Origin of the sequence: Catenulispora sp. GP43 (genome assembly GCF_041260665.1) — a bacterium.
Taxonomy (GTDB): Bacteria; Actinomycetota; Actinomycetes; order Streptomycetales; family Catenulisporaceae; genus Catenulispora.
Genome location: NZ_JBGCCT010000039.1, coordinates 19,867 through 43,223 on the forward strand (window position 1 = coordinate 19,867; position 23,357 = coordinate 43,223).

A 23,357-nucleotide genomic window follows, 5' to 3' on the forward strand; every position below is an offset into this window, starting at 1 on the left:
TCAGGAACGGTGGCCGTTGCGCAGGAGGTACTGGTCGGCCAGCAGGTCGATGAGACGGGCTCGCTGCTCTGGTTCCAGCGCCGAGTCGGGGAACGCCAGACCTTTCGTCGGCGCGGCGACGAGCTTGAGGTGCCAGATGCCGAACCGGCGATACGCGCGGCGCCATTGGCTCCACGGGAGCTTGGCGATCCTGCCGGAGATCGCGTAGGTGACACCTTCGGCGTCGAACGCGACGGTGACGGCCGCGGGCGTCAGGCGTCCGCTGGACCGCAGCTTGAAGTAGTGCAGGAGAAGCGCGCCCGCGATGACCACGGACCCGGCGGCGGGCAGGATGAAGGTCGCGGTGCTGATCGCCTGGATCAGGCCGCCGATGACGACGGCGCCGACCCAGAAGAACGTCGCCAGCGCGTCGCCGAGTTCGCTGACGACCGCCGTTCTCATCGTGCTGATGAAGGCGACGACGACGGGCGCGTCGGCGTCCGCCACTCCCTCCGGCATCCCGCCAAGATCCCCCACCTGCCACAGCATGCCCTATCTGGGCGAAGACGCGAAAGGGATTGTCCCGGGGGCGCACAAGGGAAGGGCCCCGCAAGGGAAAGACCCCGCCGGAGCGGGACCGTTCTGGATCGTCGGACTCAGCGGCGGGCGGCCCGCGTCCGCAGGCCGAACCACACCAGCGCGGCGGCCACGAGCACGACCACGCCGTCGGTGCCCAGGCTGAGCTGGATGCCGCTGGTGAGCGCGTCCTTGGCGGTGTGCCCGGCGCTCCTGAGGCTGTCGCTGCGGGCCGAGGCCACGGCGGACAGCAGCGGGATGCCGAGCGTCAGGCCGACCTGCTGCGAGGTGGTGACCAGGCCGGTGGCCAGGCCCTGCTCGGTGTCGCCGAGGCCGGAGGTCGCGGTGACGCCGTAGGAGACCACGGCGGCCAGGTGGCCGAAGGCGGCGACGGCGCCGACCGTCAGCAGCAGGAGGGTGCCGTTGCCGGGGGCGATCAGGGCCAGCGGCAGAATCAGCAGGCCCTGGAACAGCAGGCCGCCGACCAGGGTGGCGCGGGCGCCGAAGCGGCCGATGAGCCGCGGGGCGAGCATGCCGCCGAGCGCCGCCGCGACCCCCATCACCGCGAACACCAGGCCGGTCAGGGTCGGGGACATGCCCTCCACCTGCTGCAGGAACAGCGTGCCGAGGAAGACGACCGCGCTCATGCAGGCGAAGGTCACCAGCCCGCCGAGGTTGCCGATCGCGACGGTGCGGCGGCGCAGGATCCGCAGCGACACCAGCGGTTCGGCGGCGCGCGACTCGATGCCGGCGAAGGCCGCCAGCAGCGCGACGCCGGCGAACAGGCCGACGATCACGTCGGCGCGGCCGAAGCCGGCCTGCGCGGCGGTGGACAGCGCGTAGATCAGCGCCAGCAGCGCGGTGGTGACGGTGACGGCGCCGGGGATGTCCAGGCGGGAGGCGTGCGGGTTGCGGCTCTCGGTGAGCAGCCGCGGCGCGCCGAGCAGCACGACGGCGCCCATCGCGGTGTTCAGCACCATGGTCGAGCGCCAGGACAGCGCCTGGGTCAGCACGCCGCCGAGCACCATGCCGGCGGTGAAGCCGACGGTCATCAGGGTGCCGTTGATGCCCAGCGCGCGCTCCCGCTGCGGCCCCTCGGGGAAGGAGGTGGTCAGCAGCGCCATACCGGTCGGCACGATCATCGCCGCCCCGATGCCCTGCAGCGCCCGGCCGGCCAGCAGCACGGCAGGGACCCAGGCCACCGCCGCGATGACACTGGCCGCGGTGAACAGCACGGTGCCGGCGACGAAGACCTTCTTGCGCCCGACGAGGTCACCGACCCGCCCGGACAACAGCAGCAGGCCGCCGGAGGGCAGCGCGAAGGCGGTCGCGATCCACTGCAGGTCGGCGTCGGCGATGTGCAGGTCCTTGCCGATGCTGGGGACGGCGATGTTCAGGATGGAGAAGTCGACGGCGACCATGAAGTTCGCCGCGCAGAGCAGGAAGAGGACAAGCTTGGCCCGCGCGGACAAGCCGGAGGTTGTCGAGGGGTTGTCGATGTTCGCGGTGGCTGCCGCACCACCCGCGCCGGCGTACGTCACCGGTGTGGACTGGTCGAGGACATCTGTCATGGGATCCAGGATTCGGCGCGGGAAGCGAACGTGGGTAGCGCCTGTTTATGCTGGTGGTCCTTACACCAGGCTGAGCACCGCGGCTCACGGGGCCGCGCCCGTCGTCACTGGTGGCGGGGATCGGCTCCGGCGGCCGGCAGCGTGCCGAGGACCGGGGCTTCGCATGCTTGAGGGGAGAAAGCTGTGTCGATGACGTCTCCGGTCCGGGTGGACCCCGACGCCGTCCGGCGAGCGAACCTGCGGGAGTTCCTGCTGGCCCGCCGCGCCCGCATCACACCCGAGGAAGTGGGCCTGGCCCCCGGCGGCCGCCGCCGCACCCCTGGCCTGCGCCGCGAGGAGGTCGCGGTCCTGGCAGGCGTCGGCACCTCCTGGTACCAGTGGCTGGAGCAGGGCCGGGACATCACGGTGTCCTCCCAGGTCCTGGACGCCATCGGCCGCGTCCTGAAACTCGACGAACCCGAGACCCGCCACCTGTACGCCCTGGCGGGCCTGAACCCGCCCCCGGTCGGCCGCATCTGCCCGGACGACGCCGCCGGCCCGGTGAACGAGGCCCTGGTCCACCTGGTGGACACCTGGCTCCCCAACCCCGGCATGATCATCGACCGCCACTGGAACATGGTGGTCGCCAACCGAGCGGCCGAACTGGCCCTGCACATCACCGAAACCGGCTGGAACTGCCTGCACCAGTACTTCCTGGACGAGATCTACCGCGAGTCCCTGGAGAACTGGTCGGACCTGGCCCCGCACGTGGTGGCCACCTACCGCTCGGAGATGACGGCCTGCCCCGGCGACGAAGGCTTCCGCCAGGTGGTGGAGACCCTGCTGCCGCAGAGCGCTGAGTTCGCGGAGCTGTGGGCGCGCCAGGGCGTGGCACACAGCGGCGTGAACAAGAAGTCGCTGAGCTCCCGCGTCGGGCCGCTGCACTTCGAGTCGGTGACGCTGGCCGTGCCGGACCGCGCGGACCTGCGGATCGTGCTGCACAACCCGCAGGCCGGGTCGGATACGCGGGCGAAGATGGAGCGGTTGTTGGCGGAGGACGAGCGGCGGAACGGGTTGCGGTTGGTGGCGGGGTAGTCAGGGTTCGGGTGCCGATCTACCCTGAAAACGCACGGAAGCCCAGCGCTAGGGGTAAGCCATGTCAGACGTCGAACGCACCGACCTGAACCGCCTGCGTGACATCATCCGCAGCGCGCAGCAGCAGGGCGACCAGTACCCGGTGGATCCGAAGGCGCGGATCACGGTCGGGTCCGAGGGTGAGATCTACACCGGGGTGGTGCCTGCGGGGCGGCCCTTGAGCAGGGTGCAGCACGGGACTTTCGCGGCGCGGGTGCGGGTGCGGGAGGTCGAGGATCTGCGGTGGGCGGCCATGCATATGCCGCGGAATACGCAGTTCATCGATCATCGGGATGCTCGGGGGTGGTGTTACAGCTTCCTGTCGCAGATGGGGCGGCCTTACACCATGTTCGCGTACTTCGATGGGACGAGTTATCAGGTCAAGTTGGTCGAGCCTCGGTTGGAGGGGCTGGTCGGCGCGCATGCGGGGCATCTGTATGCCAACGGGCGTTTGTGCCTGAGCCAGTCCGGGGGTTCGGGGCAGCCGACTTTGGAGGAGGCCTACTCCAAGTCGGTGTTGTGGGCCACGGGGATGGACGTGGTGCTGGCGGGGCATCCGTTCCCCTTCTCGACGAACAACGAGTTCGAGTACGGTCTCTGATTCGGCGGCCGTCCGGAGGTCGGAGGAGCGCATGCTGACGCCCGTACGGGTGGCGGACTTCGTGCTGGACGCCATCGCCGCGCGTGTCGGTGCGGTCGAACCGGAGCAGGGCGGGGCGTTGTTGGGGCTGCCGGGGCTGGACTACGTCACCGAGTTCATCCACGACGGCGGTGCCGCGACGACCGGCACGCGGTACCAGAACACGGACTGGCTCATCGCGGCCATCGGGGCGCGGGAGGCGGCGACGGCGGCGCGGTTCAAGGGGATCGTGCACTCGCATCCGCGCGGGATGCCTGTGCCCTCGTCGCAGGACCAGGCCGAGTACGCGGAGTCGCTGCGGCTGAATCCGCTGCTGGCGCGCTACCTGGCGCCGATCGTGACGCACGACGTCGACACCCCGCTGGCCGGCCACGAGGTGCGCCTCGGGCCGGCGCGGATCTCGTTCTACGGCGCGGAGCGGGCCTCCGACGGCTTCGTGCTGGCCCCGGTGCGGCCCGTGGTGGTGCCGGTGGCGCGGATGCTGCGGCGCGCCGGAGCGCGGCCGGAGGGCGACCCGGCGGCGATCGACGTGGAGGGCACGACCCTGCTCGCCACGCACGCGCAGCTGCCCGGTCTCGGAGCGGTGACGCTGTTGCTGGGCGCGGATTTCCCGGCGACGGCGCCGATCGTGCTGCCCGAGCACGGGGACGGGCCGCTGGCGCTCGGCTGGGACCTCGGGGTGCCCGCGGTCGAGCGATTGGCCGGGGCGGTGCTGGCGTTGCGGCGTGGGCGCGCCAGGGACCGCGAAGGGCGGGATGCGTCGCATCGAGTCGAGGCGGGTGCGGAAGACCAAACGGCGACGGAGACCGTGAGGCGGGACCCGGCGGCGCTCCTGTTCGCCCGTACCGAGGGCATCCTGTTGCCGACGCTGGCCGATCGCAGTGTCCTGATCGTCGGCGCCGGGTCCGTCGGCTCCTACCTGGCCGAGGTGCTGGCACGCAGCGGCGTGGGCGCCTTCACGATCGTGGATCCCGACGACGTCGAGGCCGTCAACGTGGGGCGCAGCGCCTATCGGGTGGCCGATGTGGGGCTGGGAAAGGCTTTCGCGGCCGCCGAGATCGTGCTGGCGGTCAATCCCTCGGCGCGGGCGGGTGTCCACGCCGCGCGGCATGAGGACGTGGATCTGGCAGCGCTGGTGACGCAGGCCGATGTCGTCGTCGTGGCCACCGATGATCCGCAAGCGCAGGCGCGGGTGGGGCACTTCGCCTATCGGGCCGGGCGGCCGGCGGTCTTCCCAGGGCTGTATCAGGGTGCTCAGGGCGGCGAGGTGATCATCGCCGCCGAGGGGAGCGCCTGCTTCGCGTGCGCCACCGGTGGCGTGCGCGCCGATCTGCAGGAGACCGGCAGTGGCGAGGTCGCCGCGCGCACCGACTACGGCACCGGGCGATTGATCGCCGAGCCGGGGCTGCTGACCGACGTGCACCACGTCGCGGCCATCGCGGCGAAGGCGGCCCTCGGCCTGTTGCACTCCCCCGACGACGATGTCGCAGCAGCCCGCTTCGCCCACGGAATCCTCAAAGCCGGCACCACATATGCCGTCTTCGGCCACGAGCCCGATTACTGGATCTTCGCCGAGCTGATGCGCGCCACCCCGGCGCAATACGCGTACCAGTCGCTGTGGCTGACGGTCTCCGGCCGAAGCGATTGCCCGGTCTGCGGCGATCCCGCGGGACGTACGGATCCGTCCGCCTCCCAGGAGCCGGATGTCGACCTGATCAGGGCTCTGAGAGACGGCGCATGAGCGCCCTGTACCCCGCGCCCTCCCCCGCCGCGGCGGCATGGCTCGCGACGTTGCGCACGGCGCTGGCGAGCCTGGCCGACCAGGTGCGGGTCGTGCCACCGATCGACGTGGACGCCGTCGCCTTCCACCTGGAATCCGAATCACCGGAGGCCGCGGAACTCGGCGAGGAGCTGAGAGCGACGCTGGACGAGTTCGAGCCGATCATCGGCGGCCTGACGGCGGCGTTCGCCATGTGGCCGTCGACGATCCTCATCGCGTTGGGGCGCGGTGAGGAGATCGGGGAGCTGGATCCGGTCGTCGCGGCGGCCTCGCGGGCAGAGATCCCCGACATCAGGGCACTGACGTCTTCGGGCACCGTGACCATCGGGAAGGACGGCCGCTCGACCACGCTCATCGCCGCGACGACCGTGGGCACGCCGGTCGGTCCGGTGCGTATCCGCTGGCCCGATCGCGACGACGTGTGGCTCTGCGCCGTGCCGGCTGCCGCCGATCCGGCTCTCACCACGCGCGCCGCGCTGGAGCGGATCCTCCCCCATGTCGGGGTGAGCCGGGCGCGCCTCCGCACCGCCCCGGAAAGCCGCCCAGCAGCCCCCCACAGCGCCCTCCACGCCGCCCTTCTCACCATCGACCCCACCGCCGACCCCGACCTCGTCATGGCTCGCCTGGAGGGCTGGCGCACCGCCCTCGAGCAACTCCACCGGGGCGCGGTGGCCGTGTACTGGGAACAAGCCTGAGATGCCCGAGATGGCCAACCACGACATCGACAAGATCCGTACCGCGATCGCCCAGCAGGAGGGCCGCGTCCCCAGAGCCGTCATCCGCCCCGGGCGGACCCACCGGCCGCATCCGCGGCCCGCTCCGCGCACCCGCGGCGAGTTCGCACTCGCGCTGCTCTCGATCGTGCTGACATTTCTGGCTCTGCTGTTCAGCATTACCGCAGGGCAATTGGCGGCGTTCTGGATCGGGGATCACACGCAAAGCGGCGGCAAGTCATGGCCGGTGTTCCGCGCTTTGGGATATAAGCCGTGGCAACTGGGCGGCCCATCAATACTGCGACGCGAAGCATCTCCTCAACGGGCGGTGGTGGGAGACGGGAGGGCATATCTGTACCACGCGATGGTAGTGGAGTTCCGATTGCTGCCGTGGATCACGATCGTCGCGGTGCTGACCGCCGCGGTGGCCCGGCCCTACCAGGCGGTGCTGGCGGCGTTCGCAGCCGGGACGGTGGAGAACAACTGGTGGCTGCACCTGCCGAGCTATGACTTCCCGCAGTGGTTCGCGGACCTGGTCGACAAGCAGCGGACGCTCCTGGAGCACCACGATCCCTGGCAGGCCTTCGGGATCCTGCTGGCCTCGGCTCTGGTGGCGATGGCCTGGGCGGAGCGGACCCAGGCCACGTAGTCGCCCGGCTTCAAAGGCGGGCCTGTAGTTCTCCGGTCTCGTTCTGGCCGGCGCGTCCGGCGGGTATCCGGAGCGCGCCGTCAGCCGTTCTCAGCCGTACTGGAGCAGGTAGTCCATGACCTCGCTCATCGAGGCCGTCGCCATGGCGATGCAGGAGTCGGCCGCGCCGTAGTACAGCCGCAGGTCGCCGGTCTCCTCGTCGTGGATCATCCCGGTGGGGAACACCACGTTCGGCACGTCGCCGTGGGTCTCGTAGTCGGTGGCCGGGCCCAGGACCCACTGCGGCGAGCGGCGGATCACCTTCGCCGGGTTGTCCAGGTCGAACAGGACCAGGCCGGCGCGGTACAGCGGGCCGGCGGCCATCTGCTTCACGCCGTGGTACACGCCCAGCCAGCCGTGCTCGGTCTCGATCGGGGCCGGGCCCAGGCCCATGCGGGCCGCGTCCCACCAGGCGCCCTGGCGGCTGGTCATCACCGGCTCCGGGTTGGACCAGGTGCGCAGGTCCTCGGAGCGGGACATCCACACGTCGGCGCGGCCGTCGTGGCCCGCGTACGGGCGGTGGTACAGGCAGAACTCGCCGTTGACCCGGCGGGGCAGCAGCGAGGCGTTCTTGTCCTCCGGAGGCATGACCACGCCGAGCTTCTCCACCGACTGGAAATCCTCGGTGGTCGCCAGGGCGACGCAGGGGCCGGAGGGGCCATAAGCGGTATAGGAGATCACATACGCCGAAAGTTCGGCCACATAGGTGATGCGGCAGTCTTCCACGCCCCACATGCTCGTGTGATCGGCCGGGTCGTCGGCCAGCAACGGCTTGGGGTCCACGCGCCAGCCGTGCACCCCGTCGGGGGAGCGCGCGACGGTCAGGTGGGACAGGCCGCGGCGGTCCTCAACGCGGCACAGCAGGACCGTCTCCCCGTCATGGCTCGTGGCGCCCGGGTTGAAGACGGTGTTGATCTGATAGGGCCAGTCGTTGGCCGTCAGGATCGGATTGGCGGGGTCTCGGCGGAACAGTTCGCCGTGGGGGCTGGTGGTGCCGAGCGGGGTCGACATCTTTTGCCTCGCAGGTGGTCTGGTTGCGAACAGGTTTCGATCTTCGCAAACGGCACAGTTCGCCGCTGGAAAGCACCGACTGTAGCGCCCGTGATCACACCCTGTCTGGACAACACGCTAAAGGCGGGTGCCAACAGGGGCTTTCCGTTTAGGGGCCCCTACAGCAGCTCCCGGGCTTTTCGCCACGACCCGCCATGCACACGGTATTTACGGGCCTTGACGGCGCCGCGACCGATTGTGTGACGAAGGCCACAGCGCGACGGTCGTGCGACCCCACCCGGTGCGGAGCGGCCGCCCGCCACCCCTATGATTACTCGGCCGTTGACAGATCGCTCGCTGCTCACTCGCCCGCGAGGTCACCGACGGCAGCCACCACGATGCTGTCCGTCTCCGCCTGGAAGAGGTGTGCTCCCGTGCACGTCAATGGTTTCACCTACGGCCCGCTGACCCCTTTGCTGGCCTTCTTCATGTCGTTCCTGGGCTCGGTGATCGGGCTGCAGAGCGCCTCGCGGGCGCGGGCGGCCACCGGGGGCTCCCGGACCCGCTGGCTGACGATGGCCGCGCTGGCTTTGGGCGGCACGGCCATTTGGGTCATGCAGTACATAGCGATCCTGGGCTTCACGGTCCCGGGCGTCGAGATCCGCTACGACCCGGTGCTGACCGTCGCCGGCCTGGTCGCGGCGATCGCGGCGGCCGCCGGCGGCCTGACCGTGGTGGTGCGCCGCGAGACCGACAACCGGTCGCTGCTGCTGGGCGGACTCGCCATCGGTTCGGCCGTCGCCGGGGTGAACTACCTCGGGATGGCGGCACTGCACATGAACGCGGGGAAGCACTACACCGTATGGCTGATCGCCGCCTCGGAAGTGGTCGCCGTGGCCGCCTCCGCCGGCGCGCTCTGGTTCGCGCTGCGGGTACGCGGGCTGCCCTCCACCCTCGGCGCCGCGATCGTCCTGGGCGCGGCCATCACCGGCGCGCACTACCTCGGGATGGCGGCGCTGCACCTCACCTCCGCTGCGGCCGCCGCGTCAGCCTTCGGCTCCGCGCCGTCCGCGCCGTCCGGGATGGCGGCCTCGGAGCTGCTGACTCCGCTGGTGCTCGGGATCAGCATCGCCACCACGATCATGCTGCTGGTGGTCGCGATGGCACCGACGGAACGTGAACTGCGCGAGGAGCAGCGCGCCGTGGAGCTGGCCACGGCGCTGCGGGAGCGCAGCTACTGAACCAGGCCGGCCCCGTACCACATCCCCGCTCGCGCGGGGTGCGGTACGGGGCCGTGGCGCACGGCGCCGGAGCCGAATCTCCAAGCCGGGCTTGGAGAAAACACCCTGACGCCCGTCGGGATCACACCAGGTCGGCGGACCTCAGTGCCAGCAGCGCCTGGTAGTAGGCGAGCGTCGACTCAGCTCCCTGATTCTCGTTCGCCTGGGTCTCGCGCAGCCCGTCCCGGCCGCCGCCGCTGGTCGCGTCGTACAGCGGCAGGCCGAGCCGGTTCTCGCCGAGGAACCAGCCGAAGGCCCGCCGGGCCCGGTCGGCGTAGAACTCGCGGCCGGTGACCCGCCAGGCCTCGACACACGCCTCGACCACCGCCGCGGCGTCGATCGGCTGCTCGTCGCCCTCATGGGCCGGGCGCGGCGCACCTTTGCGCCGCCACAGGTTCCCGACCAGGACCAGGTGCCCCTCCGGTTCCCCCGGCCCGGTCTCCCCCGGCCCGGTCTCCGCCAGCCCGGTCTCCGCCGGGCCGACCGGGCCGAGGCCGACCTGATCCAGGTACCAGTCCAGGGCCCGCAGCGCGTCCGCCACCATCGCGGCGTCCCCGGCCCGCTCCCCGCCGGCCAGCAGCGCCTGCGGCAGGCGGGCGTTGTCGTAGGTGAGCTCGTCCTCGAACCAGGGCCAGTCATCGGTGGAGGCGGCGCGGAACGCCGCCTCCAGCCGTGCCACGCCGAGCGCCAACTCGGGTCCGGGCTCCGGAACCCGCACCAGCCCGAGTAGGGCGTACGCGGTGGAGCGGACCGTCGTCATCGCGCGCAGCGACGGCCGCGCAAGATCCAGCAGCGCCGCGGCCCGCTCGCGGCATTTGTCCGGGACCGCGGCGCCGGCCGCCACGGCGCCCAGAGACCACAGCAGCCGCCCCACGTGGTCGCCGTTGTGCGGGGCGTCCAGCCACAGTCCGGACGCGTCGCGCATGTTGCGGGACCCGAGGGCGGCCGGGTCGTAGCCGGCCTCCAGGAAGCTCAGAGCGGTGTCCAGCCAGTCGTGCGGGTCGGCGCCTTTCAGTTCGCGGACGGGGATGTCGCACAGACCCGCCGCCACGATCGCCAGCCGGGCGACGTCGTCCACGCAGTAGCCGGACCCGAGGTCGGGTTTGGCGTGGTCGCTGAACTGCACGACGCCGCCGGAGTCGGTGATCCGGTTCAGGTGCGTGAGCTTGAGCTTGGGCACGTCGACCCGGGCCATGCCGGCGGCGTCGGTGGCGACCGCGTCGGGCACGGGGCGGCTGCGGCGGGCCGCGGTGGCCCGTGCGATCCCGGCGAACCGGCGGGCCACCGCGGTCCAGTGCAACCCCGCGCCCTGGGTCCTGGCGGCTTCCCTGGCGCGCTCCAGGCGGTCCGGATCGGACAGCAGGGCGTGCAGCGCTTCGGCGTAGGCCTCCGGGTCCTCCGGCGGAACCGTGATGCCGGAGCCGCCGGCCAGCATGTCCTCGGCGTAGAAGTACGACGTCGACACCACCGGGCAGCCGGCGGCGACGGCGAAGGTGAGGGCGCCCGACGAGATCTGCTCGCGGGAGCGGTAGGGCGTGCAGAAGATCTCGGTGCGGGCCAGGACCGCGGAGATCTCGGCGTCGGACAGGAAGGTGTCCAGGAACACCACCCGGTCCTGGAGCCCCGCGTCCTGTACCGCGGCGACCAGGTGGTCGCGGTAGTTCTCGCCTTCCTGGCGGGCGACCTCCGGGTGGGTGGAGCCGGCGATGAGATAGGTCACGTCGGGATGCCGCGCGGCGATCAGGCCCAGCGCCGCGATCGCGGTCTGCAGGCCCTTGTTCGGCGACAGCAGGCCGAAGGTGGACAGCAGCCGCCGGCCGGCCAGCCGGTCCAGCGCCGCGGCCACCTCCGGGCGCACGGCGCCGCCGCTCCCGGGCGGCGGCGCTCCGTGCGGGACGTGCACGATCCGGTCCGGCGGGGCGATACCGGTGTCGACCGCCAGCCGGCGCGCGGTCCCGGTGAACACGGTCACGGCCGCGGCGTCGCGGCACAGCCGATACAGGGTGCCGGCCTGCGAAGGGCTCGGCTCGGACAGCACCGTGTGCAGTGTGACCAGATACGGGACGCCGAGCCGGTACAGCTCGGCGGCGAAGTCCGTGATCCAGGCGCCATCGACGCCGCCGAAGATCCCGTACTCGTGCTGGATGACGACGGCGCCCACCCCGGAGGCGGCCACCTGCTGGGCCGCCCTGCGGTAGTCGGAGCGCTCGTCCTGGCGGATCACCGTCCGCACCGTTGCGGGGTAGGCCAGTCCGTCCCGGTCCAACGCGCAGACCTCCACGCGCACGTCCGGAGCAGCATCGTTGAGCGCGACGGCCAGGTCGCGCGAGTAGGTGGCGATGCCGCACCGTCGCGGCGGATACGTGGAAACGATCGCGAGTGTTATGCCGATGTTCGAGACAGTCCCTGCCATGACCTCTCATACCTCTCTCCGTCGTCACTAAATACGACGGAACCGGCAAGCCACTCTAACGTTACTCAGTAGCCTGAATCAATACTCTTAGACGTATTGCCGGATCCGTGCCGGTGAACAGCGGTGGATGCGCACCGCCTTTGGCAAGCCGCGAAACCCGGGAGACAAGCCCGCCCGACCTGCGCCTGTGACGTGGGCCGCTTGACAAGCCCCCGGGAGCGTCGTGGTTTAATAGCGCCATGACCGGCGCTTGCATCACGTGCTGCGCGACCTGCCATGGGACGAAAGCCCATATGGCCGGCCGCGTATGCCGCATGCGCCGAATGTGCGGCCGCTGACGTCCGATAGCCCGCTGGTACGGAAGAGCGAGGGTTCGCCCCCGCGTCATCCGGAGGGCACCTTCCAGCCGCCGTACTCCTGTAGAGGTAACTCTGATGACAGATCCTTCGAGGCCCCGCCTCAGCTCCGTCGCACCTGCCCGCCGCACACCGGACTACCGCCTGTGCCTGCTTACGCACCGGGTCCCTCCCCGCGTTCATAAAACGTGCCGCCGAATGCGCTGGGGCGTACCAGCCAGCGTTGTCTGCGTACGCCCTTTCCGGACCGCCGACCCCCGTTTCGTGAGTTATGCGACCCCGCTGAGGAGCACCCCCGATGGACCCCCGCCGCCTGGAGAAGATCTACGACGCCGTCCGTGACGAGCTGGCCGGCCTGGACCGTTACGAGATCGAGCAGCGTGCCTGCGCGGCCCGTGCCCGCTGGCACGCCGCCTCGACAAGCCCCAACGCCAATCCTGAACAACGGGCCCTGGCCGGGGCCCGCGCCGCGGCCATCGGCCGGATCCTGATCCACCTGCGGCGCACCTGGACCGACGAGTACGACGCCGCCGACCACGCGGCCCGCGCCCTGGCCGCCGAGCGCGTCGACCCCGAGGTGGCCGCGAGCGTGCGGGCCGCCGGGCACCCCGTCGGGGCCCGCGTGGAGGTCGTCGGCGAGGAGCGCACCGGGGTCGTGCAGCAGATCCTGGTCTCACGCGAAGAGGACGGGTACTACGCGCGCTGGTACGTCGTGCACGTCGCCGAACTGCAGCTGTGCCGCGCCTACGGCTGCGACGAGCTGGAGACGCTGGAGCCGGAGCAGGCTCCGCTGGCGCCGGCCGCGCAGCACTCGGCGGCGTCGTTCGCGGTGCTGGCCGAGCGGGCGGAGCGCGCCGACCGCAGCGCGGTGACGGTCCGGCACGGGCAGCGCAACAGCCGGCGGGTGCTCGCCGCGGCCTGAGCCGGGTCGGCAAGCCCGCAAGCCCGCAAGCCCGGCAAGGACGCCGGGCGGCGGCACGGCGGGAGCGGCCAGAGGTCCACACGCGGCCGGATCCGGTGCGCAGGCACCGGATCCGGCGCATCGGTGCTCGGCGTTCATGGCAGGGATCCGTCATACGCCGTGCTCAGCGATGGTTTTCAGCCAGCCCCATGTGATGGACGGCACACCGAGTGGGTCCGGTGCCCGAGCCGCGGCTCACCGCCGGAAGAAGTCCCGCACGTTCACCAGCAGCAGCACCAGCGCCGCGATGCCCATCACGACGAGGAACCCGTCGCGGGCGTGCCGCGCCGCGTACTCCAGCACGCTGATCACCACGCCGGCGCCGACCAGGATCACCGCGAGGCTGACCGCGGTGGTCAGCAGGCGGCGGCGGGCCAGGGACTCCAGGGCGGCGAAGACCACCAGGATGGCCAGCAGCGTCGGGATCTTCTGGCGGTCGTCGGGCAGCAGCAGGACCGTGGCCACCGCCAGGAACAGCAGCGGGACGCTGACCGCGGCCCAGATCTGCAGCAGGATCCCGTGGTGCTTGCGGTCCCCGGGGACGTACGGCTTGTGGGAGCGGGTGACGTGCTCCTGCGGGTCCTGCGGCGGCGGACCGCCGCGCTGCAACACGTCGGCGTGGACCGCACGCTCCTCGGCCAGCGCGGTGCGCTCCCGGATCAGGCTCATGACCGACTGCTCGGCCACGCGCGCCTCGCCGAGGCGCTCGGCCGCGGTTTTGGCGGTCTGGAACTCCGTGCTCAGGGACCGGACTTCGGCGTGGCGGTCGCGGGCCCCCTGCTGGAGGGCCGCGGTCTGCTCGTCGGCTTCGGCGATGCGGATGTCGAGGTCGGCGATGCGGCTCTGGAGGCTGTGCGCCAGGCCGGTGTCGTCCGGGGACACCTTGTGCAGGCCGGCCCAGCCGAGGGGGTCGGCCCAGGAGAAGCGGACGGTGCCGTCGCGCTCGTAGCGCGGGCCCGCCGGGGCTCGCTCGCCGCCGGCCCAGTCCCGGGTGTCGACGCCCCACAGGCCGCGGAAGCCGCGCACCCAGGGGGTGTCGTCGTCGATGAGGACCGGCTGCCACGCGCGGTCCTGGCCGGGGCCGACCCGGGTGCCGTCGCCGCGGGCGTAGTCGATGAACGGGATGCCGAAGCCGTGGTCCTCGCTGCGGGCCCGGCGCAGCATCACCTCCGCCGCCCGCTTCCACCAACGGGCCAGTGTGCCGAGGAAGCGGGGGTTGACGGTGACGAGGTAGTCGCCGGCGAGGAAGGCCCCGGAGTGGGAGCCGGCCCCGGCGAAGACGACGGGGTGGGTGCCCTCGGCCACCGTGAGGTCCGGGTCGTCCCAGCGGCGGCGGAGGTCGTCGCCGGTGTAGTCGTGCGAGGAGAAGGCGACCCAGCGCGGGATGACGGTGCTCGGCCCCCCGGCGACGGCCGACTGGTCCTCGGCGAGGTAGACCGTCACCATCTCCCAGTCCGCCTCGTGGTCGTTGACGCCGCCGAACGTGGAGCGCCAGTCGTTGGCCGCGTAGAAGTACCAGTACTGCAGGATGACGTAGCCGCCCTGGCGCAGGACGCGGCCGTAGTACGGGGACGCCTCCGCCCCGCCGCCGGCCTGGTACTGCTCGGCGGCCTTGGTCATCACGCCGCCGGGGACCGTGCCGCGGATCAGCAGGCTCAGCCGGAGCAGGACGTCGATCAGGCGCGCGACGAAGCCGACGGCCGCGAGCCGGCCGGTGCGGCGGATGCCGGTCGGGTGTCCTTTGCGCCAGCGGCGGACCTCGCCGCCGCCGGCGGGTTTGAGGACGTAGCGCAGGAACAGAGGGCGGCCGGGGTGCTGCTCGGAGACCGTCAGCAGGCTCGCGAGGTCGAGTTCGCCGGCCGGGACCAGCTCGGTCTGTCTGTCGCCGTCGCGCCACAGGCCGGCCGCGGCGATGTAGCGCTCGATGTCGGTCGGGAGGAAGTACTCGCCCTTGGTGTAGGCCAGGATCGGCTCGTGGGCGCGGAGCAGGGCGAGGTCGTCCTGGGACGGGGCGGGGTCGGCGGCAGTCATCGATGCCGACGATAGGTCACCGCGATCAAGGGCGCGCGGCGGGCCTCAGCGTGTGGTGAAGGCACCGCCGTCCACGTGGATCGTCTGGCCGGTGATGTGCCGCGCCCCGGCCGAGGCCAGGAAGAAGACCGTCTCGGCGATGTCCCGCGGCGTGCCGGCGCGCTTGGTGTGGGTCTCGGCGATCAGGGCCTGCTCGCGCACGTCGGTCATGGCGCCCTGGAAGAAGCCGGTGCCGGCGATGTAGCCGGGGGCGATCACGTTGGCGGTGACGCCGCGCGGGCCGAGTTCGGCGGACAGCATGGCGTACCAGGCGGCGAGGGCGGCTTTGGCCGCGCCGTAGGAGCCGCCGCGGCGTTCGGAGCCGATGGTGCCGACGGCCAGGGCGGTGCCGCCGGGGGCGAGGACCGGCTTGAGGGCGGTGGTGGTCAGGACCGCGCTGAGCAGGTTGCCGTCCAGATCGGCGCGCCAGTGGGCGAGCACGGCCTCCAGCTCGGCGGCCTCCGGTCCAGGCTGCGCGGCGCCGAGGCCGCCGGCGGCGTTGACCAGGACGTCGAGGGTGTCGAAGCGGGCCGCGAGGGCTTCGACGGCGCGCGGGTCGGCGGCGTCGCAGACCACGCCGACCGCGCCGAGTTCCTTCGCGACGCTCTCGACGAGGTGCTCGCGGCGGCCGGTGATGACGACGCCGGCGCCGTCGGCGGTGAAGCGCTCGGCGACGGCGCGGCCGATGCCGCTGGTGCCGCCGGTGACGAGGACGCTGCGGGGCATGGTCGCCTCCTGATATGTTTAGAGCTAAACGTTTAGACCTTAACATAGCGCCGCCACGCCGCCAGAGAGCCAGAGAGCCAGGGAGCCGCATGAGCACCACCGCCGCCGAGATCGCCGACGCATGGCGCCGCGAACGCCCCGGGACGCCGGTCGACTCCATCGAGGTCTTCACCCCGATCGTGCGGCTGGCCAAGCTGCTCACCGACGACCGGACCCGGGTGCTGCGCGCGGCCGGCATCGACCGGGCGACGCTGGACCTGCTGTCGGTGCTGCGGCGCTCCGGGCCGCCCTACACGCTGACCACGCGCGCGCTCACCGAGCGGACGCTGGTGACCGCCGGGGCGATCTCGCAGCGGGTGGCGCGGGCCGAGCAGGAGGGCCTGGTGACCCGGGCGCCGGATCCCTCGGGGCACAAGGCGGTGGCGGTGGCGCTGACCGCGGCGGGGCACGCGGTGATCGAGCGCTCCGTGGACGCGGTGCTCGGGCGCGACTCGGAGCTGGTCGCCGGGCTCAGCGCCGAGGAGCGGGAGGTGTTGATCCCGCTCCTCGGCAAGCTCGAGACGTTCGTCAGGTCGCGCGGGGCCTGACGCACAGCCGCCGCCCGACTGCGAACGATCGCCGGTTTGGCCACAGGCTCACCGCCGAGACACAGGAGCTGCTGAACCCGCTCCTCGGCACCTCCCGCAAAGCCGCTATGGCTTCGACCGCTACACCTTCGACTACGACCCGGCCGCCGTGACGCACAGGTTCGGGTCGGCCGCGTTCTCCCCGTCGGCGCTGGACAGCGCCGCCGACGGCAGCGCGCTCGGGCTGCTGGAGGACGAGGCCGCGCCGGGGTTGTACACGTCACCGCTGGCGAAGTCCGAGCCGACGCGCACCACGATCGGCGCGCTGCCGTCGGTGCCGGGCTGGACCGCGGAGGCCGGCAGCTGGAGCGCCGCGGCGACCGCCTGGGCCGCGGCCTGGTGCGCCTGGCCGCTGTAGTACACCGTGGTCGTGGCGACGCCGCTGCCGTAGCCGACGCCGGTGGCGTTCTTGAAGCCGTCGGCCTGCAAGGTGGCGGCGAGCTGGCGGGAGCGGCCGTCGTTGGTGGTGCCGTTCTCGACCACGATGCTGTCCGTGACCGAGCTCGGGCTCAGGCTGCTGGTCGTCGCCGCCGGGGTCGGGGAGGGCGCGCCGGGGGTGGCACCGGCGCTGCCGCTCGCCGCCGTGGTGGGGCCGGTGACCGACTGGTCGTGGCCGATCAGGGAGAAGATCTGCTGGTCCAGGGCGGTGTCCGGGGCCACGCGGTTGGGGTCCGGCGCGTAGGCGGTCGTGGGCATGGTCAGGAAGGTGATGTTCTGGGTCGGCACCTTCTTGAGGGTGTTGGCCAGGTCCAGCAGCTTGCTCACGCTGGCGATGCCGTCGTCCACGGTCAGCGACTTGGAGGCGATGTCCATCAGGTGCGTGGCCTGGATCGGGTTGTCGAACGTGGCCTGGTCCTTCATCTTGCGGATCAGGGCCGACAGGTACTGGTGCTGCGCCTCGGTGCGGTACAGGTCCGAGCCGTCGGCGAAGCCCTCGCGGGTGCGCAGGAAGGCCAGGGCCGTGTCGCCCTGGATCACCGAGGTGCCGGCCGGCAGGTTCAGGTGTGAGTCCGGGTCGTTCACCGCCTTGGTGACGCAGACCGGGACGCCGCCGACGGCGTCGGTCAGGGCCACCACGCCGGCGAAGTCGACCATCATGAAGTGGTCGATCTTGACGTGGGTGAACTCCTCGACGGTGTCCACCTGGCAGCCGGGGCCGGCGGCCAGCGCCGAGTTGATCATGCCGACGCTCTGCGCCGGGTACTGGTTGCCCTTGGCGTCCACGCACGCCGGGATCGGGACCATGGTGTCGCGCGGCAGCGACACCACGGTCGCGTTGCTGCGGTCGGCCGAGATGTGGACCAGCATCTCCACGTCGGAGCGGCCGGAGGGGTCGGTGAAGCCGCCCAGGCTCGCGTCCTGGCCGGGCAGCCGGGCGTCGGTGCCGATGAGCAGGATGTTGATCGGGACGTCGCCGTACGGGTCCGGAGTCGGCTGGACGATGCCGCCGCCGCTGGCCAGCTGGTCCGGCGGGACGACGGCGCCGTGCAGCGGCGCGCCCTTGATGTTGTGGTCGAGGCGGTAGTACCAGTAGCCCGCGTAGGCGACCGTGCCGCCGATGACCAGCACCAGCATCCCGGAAATGACCATCAGCGTGCGCTTGACGCGGCGCCGCGTCCTGCTCGCCTGCGGCCCCGCGGCGGCCGCGTCCTGCGGCGTCCCCGAGGAGTGCTTGGGGACCCATGCCGTGCCGGAGGTGTCGTCCTCGGCTATACCGGACGTGTCGTCACTCACCGTTCGTACTCCGTCCGCTCAGTCCCCGTCCCCGCCCACTTCGATGACGCTTGACCCCCCAGCTGCGGTTCCACCCTCCACGGAAATCGTGACGAGCAGCTGAGTGGCCCGAGTGGCGGTGACGTAGTGCGTGCGGGGGCCCATCGGGGATTCCGAGGCGATCAGGTCCGGGTCGACCAGCACCACGGCGTCGAACTCCAGGCCCTTGGACTCCAGCGAGCCCAGGACCTGCACGCGGTCCGGCACGTCGGTCACGATGAACCTCCCCAACCGGGTCATCGGCACGATCACTCCGACTGTGCCCTCCACCTCGCCGGCCAACCGGCGCGCGGCGGCCCCGGCGGCCGAGGCCAGGTCGGCCTCGGTGCTCACCACGAACTCCGGGGGCCGTCCGGTGGAACGGACGGCCCGCGGCAGCGCCGCGTCCGGCAGGAACCGGCGCAGCAGGGCCGCGGCGTAGTCGGCGATCTCCACCGGGTTCCGGTAGTTGGTGGTCAGCTCGAACTGCCGGCGCTCCCGCGAGGTGCCCAGCGCCAGGTCCATCGAGCGCCGGGCCTCGTCCAGGTCCTCCCACGAGCTCTGGGCCGCGTCGGCCACCACGGTCCAGGTCGCGTGCCGGCCGCGCCGGGCCAGCATCCGCCACTGCATGGGCGAGAGGTCCTGGGCCTCGTCGACGACGATGTGCCCGAATTCCTCCGGGTCAGGTTCTTCCTCGTAGGCACCGCGGCGCGCCGCGCGGTCGCCGAAGGTCGACAGCTCGCGGAAGCCGCCGGACTCCGGCTCCGTGCCGTCGTCGGTCTCCTCGCCGGTCAGCAGGTTCACGCCGTCCACGACGTAGGGGTTCGCCGCCGCGGCCGCGCGCGCCGTGCGCGGGCCCTCGCCGAGCAGCGAGTCCAGCTCGTCCAGGAGCGCCACGTCGGAGTAGGACAGCCCGGCGCCCCGCTCCCCCACGGCGCGCCACGACTCGGCCAGCAGGGCGGCGTCGGAGGCGCTCAGCACGCCGCGTGAGACGTCGGCCAGGTACGCCGGGTCGCCGAGCGAGCGCAGCACCTCCAGCGGGCTGCGCTGCGGCCACCAGGCGGTCACGAAGTCGGCGAAGGGCCGCTCGGAGCGCAGCTCGGACAGGAAGGTGCGCTTGTCGTCCTCGAGCAGGTCCGGGTACTCGTCGTAGGGCGAGGCGTCGCCGGCGGCGCGCTTGGCGTCCTGGTAGGCGTTCCAGGCGGCGTCCTGGAGGGCCCGGATGACGTCGGCGCGCACCGCGTTCGGGCGCCGGTTGCCGCCGCGCAGCATCCGCTCGCGCAGCGCGGCCAGCTGCGGCGCGTCCAGGGTGAAGAACGTGCCCTGGTAGATCAGGCGGACGTCCTTCGGGGCGCCCCACGGCGCGTCGTTCGCCGCCTTGCGCAGGACGCGCACCATGCGCGGCGAGCCCTTCAGCTTGGCCAGCACCGCGTCCTCGTGGCGGGTGGCCTCCACGCCGTTCACCACGTCGCCCAGCGAGCGCAGCGCGGCACCGCCCTCACCCAGGGAGGGCAGCACCCGCTCGATGTAGTCGGTGAAGCGCCGGTTCGGGCCGACCACCAGCACCCCGCGCGAGCCGAAGCGGCGCCGGTGCTGGAACATCAGCCACGCCACCCGGTGCAGCGCCACCGCGGTCTTGCCGGTGCCCGGGCCGCCGGTGACCACCACGCTCACGTCGGCGGGCGAGCGGATCACCACGTCCTGCTCGCGCTGGATGGTCGCGACGATGTCGCGCATGTGGCCGGTGCGGGTGCGGGCCAGCGCGGCGATGAAGGCGCCGTCGCCGACCACCGGCAGGCCCTCGGGCGCGGCGTCCGGGTCGAGCAGGTCGTCCTCGATGTCCAGGACCTTCTCGCCGCGGCAGTGCAGCACCCGGCGGCGCACGACGCCCTTCGGGTCCTCCGGGGCGGCCTGGTAGAAGGCGGCGGCGGCCGGCGCGCGCCAGTCCACGACCAGCGGCTCCAGCTCCTCGGTGCGCACCCCGAGCCGGCCGATGCGGTAGGTCTCCAGCTCCTCGCCGGGGGTCTCCGGCTTGAGGTCCAGGCGACCGAACACCAGTTCGTTGTAGGCGTTCTCCAGGGACCGCTCCCAGATGGCCGCCTCCATGACCTGCACGTCCCGGTCGACCAGCGCCGAGTAGGTCCCGCCCTGGGCCACCTTGTAGCTCTCGCGCACCCGGCTCGCGGCCTGCTCGCGCATCCGGGCCAGCCGGGCGTAGGCGGCGTCCACGGCCTGCTGCTCGACCGCGATCTCGCGATCCTTGACGTGCGCCGAACCGTCCTGCTGAGGTGACACCCCGCGACCTCTCATCGTCTACTGAGCCAGCACAACCGCACGATCATCGCCGACCGCGCCCACCCGGGCAAACGCCGTCCGCCGCCGAAGTGTTTGCATTCCGTTTGGAACAGCTCTCACAGGGTCCTCATAAGCACCTGCCGGACTTATGTTCGGACCGTGTCGGGGACTCTTACTCAGGCGCCCAACCGCAGTACATCGCACCGGGCGACCACCAACGGAACCAGCTTCAGCGATCATCTCACTCACATCCCGCACGCACCTCGCGGGACCACGCCGAACCTCCTGCGGGCGGCCGCGGCCGCCACCGGGGTGCTGGCCCTCATCGCGGCCGTCGTACTGACCGGCTCCGCTTCGGGGGCCCAGTCCAAGATCAGCGCGGTCGGGAGCACGGACGCCCCAAGCGTCCGGGCCACCGACGACTTCCTGTTCCGGCTCCAGGACATGGACGCCCAACTGGTCAACGCCCTGCTGGTGAACGGCGACACCCAGGTCCACGTGTCGCGCGGGGCCAGCGAGGCGTTGTACGACGCCGACCGCAAGGCCGCCGACGGGGACCTGGAGGCCGCGACCGTGGCGCTGGCCGGCGACCAGAGCGCACTGGACCAGTTGCACGCGGTGTCCGACGCCTACGGCCAGTACCAGGCCCAGGCCACCCGGACCCTGGCCGACGACGAGCGGGAGGGCGGCACGACCGCCGGCGCCGCGCCGGCGTCGATATTCGCCGACTACCTGGCCGGGCACTCCATCCTGTTCGGCGACGACGACAACGGCGGGCTGATGAAGTCCGCCACCGGCCTGGAGACCGCCAGCAAGGACGCGATCGACTCCTCCGCGTCGTCCACCACCGACGCGCTGAACGTGGCGGTGGCGGAGTTCCTGGTCTTCGGTCTCCTCCTGACCGGCGCCCTGGCCGGCTTGCAGGTGTTCGTGTTCCGGCGCTTCAAGCGCGTGCTGAACCCGGCCCTGATCGCCGCGACCGTGGTCGCCCTGATCCTCACGATCGGCGGGGCGGCGGGGGCGGCGAGCGCGGCGGGCGACTTCCACACCGCCAAGTCCGACGCCTTCGACTCGGTGCTCGCCCTGAGCGAGGCCGACGCGACGAGCGCGGGGATCAACTCCGACGAGAGCCGCTGGCTGCTGGCGCAGAACTACCCGGCGCAGCGCAGCGAGTACCAGCAGTCCTTCCTGCACGGTGAGGACGCGATCGCCGGCGTGCCCGGTGCGACCGACATCGGCTCCTACGCCGGGCTTCTGAAGGGCGAGGCTTCCGCGCGGACCGTGGACGACCTGAACCAGACGACGCTGTCGCACAACAGCAGCTTCGGCGAGGAGTTCACCAACATCACCTTCCCCGGCGAGGCCGAGCAGGCGCTGGCCGCGTTCACCGCCTACAGCGCCTACATCCAGGACGACGCCACTTTGCGCATGATGCCGATGGACTCGGCGAAGGGGATCAAGGCGGCGATCGACTTCGACACCAACGCCGACACCCCCGGCACGTCGGACCAGGCGTTCAACGCCTACAGCAAGGCGCTCGACACCGTCATCGCGAACAACGAGGCGCACTTCGAGTCCTCGATGCCGGCCGCGAAGAACGGGATCGGCCTGTGGTCGTGGCTGCCCTACGTGCTGGCGCTGCTGCTGATCGGGCTGACCGTTCTGGGCCTGCGGTCGCGGCTCACCGAGTACCGCTGACCTTCTGCTGAAAGGCCTTCGGGCCGCCGCACCGCATACGCGGGCGGCGGCCCGAAGTGTTCCGGCCTCCAGACTCAGTGGTGCACCGAGAACCAGACCAGCGACACGACGCCGGCGATCACGCAGTAGATGCCGAACGGCTTCAGATCGCGGTTCTCGAAGTACTTGGTCAGGAAGCGCACCGAGATGTAGGCGGCGATCCCGGCCAGCACCGAGCCGGCGATCGCCGGGCCCAGGATGCCGTGGTTCGCCGGCTTGGCCAGCTCAGGGGTCTTGTACACGCCGGCGGCCAGGATCACCGGGGTGGCCAGCAGGAACGCGAAGCGGGCGGCGTCCTCGGTCTTCAGCCCGCGCGCGAGGCCGGCGACCATGGTGATGCCCGAGCGGCTGATGCCGGGCAGCAGGGCGAAGGCCTGCGCGCCGCCTATGCCGGCGGCGGACTTCCAGCCGAGCCGGGCCAGCCGGCGGTCGGCGGCGATCTCCGGGGGCTCGCCGCGGCGGGGCGGGGCGTTGCCGTCGTCGGCGTGCCGGCCCTTGGAGGCGCTCTTGAGCATGGCGTCCGCGAGGAAGATCACGAAGCCGTTGATGAGCAGGAACACGGCGGCCGGCACCGGTTTGCCCAGGTGCGTGCGCAGCGCCTTGTCCGCCACGATGCCGATCAGGCCGACCGGGATGGTGCCGATCACCAGCAGCCAGGCCAGACGCTCGTCCGGGCCCTCCACGCTGCGGTGCCGGATCGAGGTGAACAGGGCCCTGATGATGCGCACCCAGTCCCGCCAGAAGAACGCCACCAGCGCCAAAGCGGTGGCGACGTGCGCCAGCACCAGGAACGCCAGGTACGGCGAGTCCTTGGCCGTCATGTCCAGATCGGCCTTCCAACTGCCGCCGATGAAGGCGGGCAGGAGTATCGAGTGGCCGAGGCTGGATATGGGGAACAGCTCGGTGACGCCTTGGACCAGCCCGATGGTGCAGGCTTCGAGATAGGTGAGGCCGGACAACTCGTACCCCTGTCGGAAAACGGATGCAGTCTGCCGGAGGATACGCGGGACGTCCGGCGGCGCGGGGAAACAGACGGTGAACGTAGGGCAAAGCAGCAGCACACTGGCTTGGTCCGGAACGGTCGCGCGGAC

Annotated in this window: 18 protein-coding genes; 9 read left to right on the forward strand and 9 right to left on the reverse strand. The window is 71.6% G+C overall.

The features are described from left to right. The gene (locus tag ABH926_RS46615) at positions 1 to 498 is read right to left on the reverse strand and encodes a hypothetical protein (protein ID WP_370373663.1); all 498 of its coding nucleotides are present in this window, start codon (positions 496 to 498) and stop codon (positions 1 to 3) included. 137 nt (positions 499 to 635) lie between these two features. Next, a complete protein-coding gene (locus ABH926_RS46620) occupies positions 636 to 2,126 on the reverse strand; it encodes an MFS transporter (protein WP_370373665.1) in 1,491 nt (496 codons plus the stop codon). Positions 2,127 to 2,315: 189 nt separating this feature from the next. Here ABH926_RS46620 and ABH926_RS46625 point away from each other — a divergent pair, with 189 nt between their 5' ends. From ABH926_RS46625 to ABH926_RS46645, 5 genes are all read left to right on the forward strand, one after another. Then, complete coding sequence (locus ABH926_RS46625; protein WP_370373667.1) at positions 2,316 to 3,200, forward strand: helix-turn-helix transcriptional regulator; 885 nt, start codon at positions 2,316 to 2,318, stop codon at positions 3,198 to 3,200. 61 nt (positions 3,201 to 3,261) lie between these two features. Then, a complete protein-coding gene (locus tag ABH926_RS46630; protein ID WP_370373668.1) occupies positions 3,262 to 3,840 on the forward strand; it encodes a hypothetical protein in 579 nt (192 codons plus the stop codon). 31 nt (positions 3,841 to 3,871) lie between these two features. Continuing rightward, positions 3,872 to 5,620, forward strand: coding sequence for a ThiF family adenylyltransferase (locus ABH926_RS46635; protein ID WP_370373670.1), 1,749 nt, complete (start codon positions 3,872 to 3,874; stop codon positions 5,618 to 5,620). After that, a complete protein-coding gene (locus ABH926_RS46640) occupies positions 5,617 to 6,354 on the forward strand; it encodes a hypothetical protein (RefSeq protein WP_370373671.1) in 738 nt (245 codons plus the stop codon). The genes ABH926_RS46635 and ABH926_RS46640 overlap by 4 nt, the downstream gene beginning before the upstream one ends. A 1-nt stretch (position 6,355) precedes the next feature. Beyond that, a complete protein-coding gene (locus ABH926_RS46645) occupies positions 6,356 to 7,021 on the forward strand; it encodes a hypothetical protein (protein WP_370373673.1) in 666 nt (221 codons plus the stop codon). 90 nt (positions 7,022 to 7,111) lie between these two features. Here ABH926_RS46645 and ABH926_RS46650 read toward each other — a convergent pair whose 3' ends face one another. Then, entirely contained in the window at positions 7,112 to 8,071 is a 960-nt protein-coding gene (locus ABH926_RS46650; protein WP_370373675.1) for a glycosidase, read from the reverse strand. A gap of 413 nt (positions 8,072 to 8,484) precedes the next feature. Between ABH926_RS46650 and ABH926_RS46655 the strand changes: the two genes are divergently transcribed. Continuing rightward, positions 8,485 to 9,291, forward strand: a complete 807-nt coding sequence (locus ABH926_RS46655; protein ID WP_370373677.1) for an MHYT domain-containing protein — start codon at positions 8,485 to 8,487, stop codon at positions 9,289 to 9,291. A 121-nt stretch (positions 9,292 to 9,412) separates the two neighbouring features. Here ABH926_RS46655 and ABH926_RS46660 read toward each other — a convergent pair whose 3' ends face one another. Then, positions 9,413 to 11,743, reverse strand: a complete 2,331-nt coding sequence (locus tag ABH926_RS46660; RefSeq protein ID WP_370373679.1) for a glycosyltransferase — start codon at positions 11,741 to 11,743, stop codon at positions 9,413 to 9,415. A 654-nt stretch (positions 11,744 to 12,397) separates the two neighbouring features. On the opposite strand from ABH926_RS46660, the gene ABH926_RS46665 reads away from it, so the two are divergent. Next, positions 12,398 to 13,021, forward strand: coding sequence for a hypothetical protein (locus tag ABH926_RS46665; protein ID WP_370373681.1), 624 nt, complete (start codon positions 12,398 to 12,400; stop codon positions 13,019 to 13,021). Positions 13,022 to 13,255: 234 nt separating this feature from the next. On the opposite strand, the gene ABH926_RS46670 is transcribed toward ABH926_RS46665, so the two are convergent. Then, positions 13,256 to 15,091 (reverse strand): hypothetical protein, encoded by a 1,836-nt coding sequence (locus tag ABH926_RS46670; protein ID WP_370373683.1) that lies wholly within the window; start codon positions 15,089 to 15,091, stop codon positions 13,256 to 13,258. A gap of 45 nt (positions 15,092 to 15,136) precedes the next feature. Beyond that, positions 15,137 to 15,856, reverse strand: a complete 720-nt coding sequence (locus tag ABH926_RS46675; protein WP_370373685.1) for an SDR family NAD(P)-dependent oxidoreductase — start codon at positions 15,854 to 15,856, stop codon at positions 15,137 to 15,139. Positions 15,857 to 15,945: 89 nt separating this feature from the next. On the opposite strand from ABH926_RS46675, the gene ABH926_RS46680 reads away from it, so the two are divergent. Then, complete coding sequence (locus tag ABH926_RS46680; RefSeq protein WP_370373687.1) at positions 15,946 to 16,443, forward strand: MarR family winged helix-turn-helix transcriptional regulator; 498 nt, start codon at positions 15,946 to 15,948, stop codon at positions 16,441 to 16,443. A gap of 132 nt (positions 16,444 to 16,575) precedes the next feature. On the opposite strand, the gene ABH926_RS46685 is transcribed toward ABH926_RS46680, so the two are convergent. Together ABH926_RS46685 and ABH926_RS46690 are read right to left on the reverse strand one after the other, a co-directional pair. Further along, entirely contained in the window at positions 16,576 to 18,216 is a 1,641-nt protein-coding gene (locus ABH926_RS46685) for an LCP family protein (RefSeq protein ID WP_370373689.1), read from the reverse strand. Positions 18,217 to 18,234: 18 nt separating this feature from the next. Then, a complete protein-coding gene (locus ABH926_RS46690) occupies positions 18,235 to 20,529 on the reverse strand; it encodes an AAA family ATPase (RefSeq protein WP_370373691.1) in 2,295 nt (764 codons plus the stop codon). Between the two features lie 159 nt (positions 20,530 to 20,688). Here ABH926_RS46690 and ABH926_RS46695 point away from each other — a divergent pair, with 159 nt between their 5' ends. Next, positions 20,689 to 22,227, forward strand: coding sequence for a hypothetical protein (locus ABH926_RS46695; RefSeq protein WP_370373693.1), 1,539 nt, complete (start codon positions 20,689 to 20,691; stop codon positions 22,225 to 22,227). A 74-nt stretch (positions 22,228 to 22,301) separates the two neighbouring features. Here ABH926_RS46695 and ABH926_RS46700 read toward each other — a convergent pair whose 3' ends face one another. After that, positions 22,302 to 23,225: an undecaprenyl-diphosphate phosphatase gene (locus ABH926_RS46700; RefSeq protein ID WP_370373694.1), complete on the reverse strand. Its 924-nt coding sequence runs from the start codon at positions 23,223 to 23,225 to the stop codon at positions 22,302 to 22,304. Positions 23,226 to 23,357 lie beyond the last annotated feature (132 nt).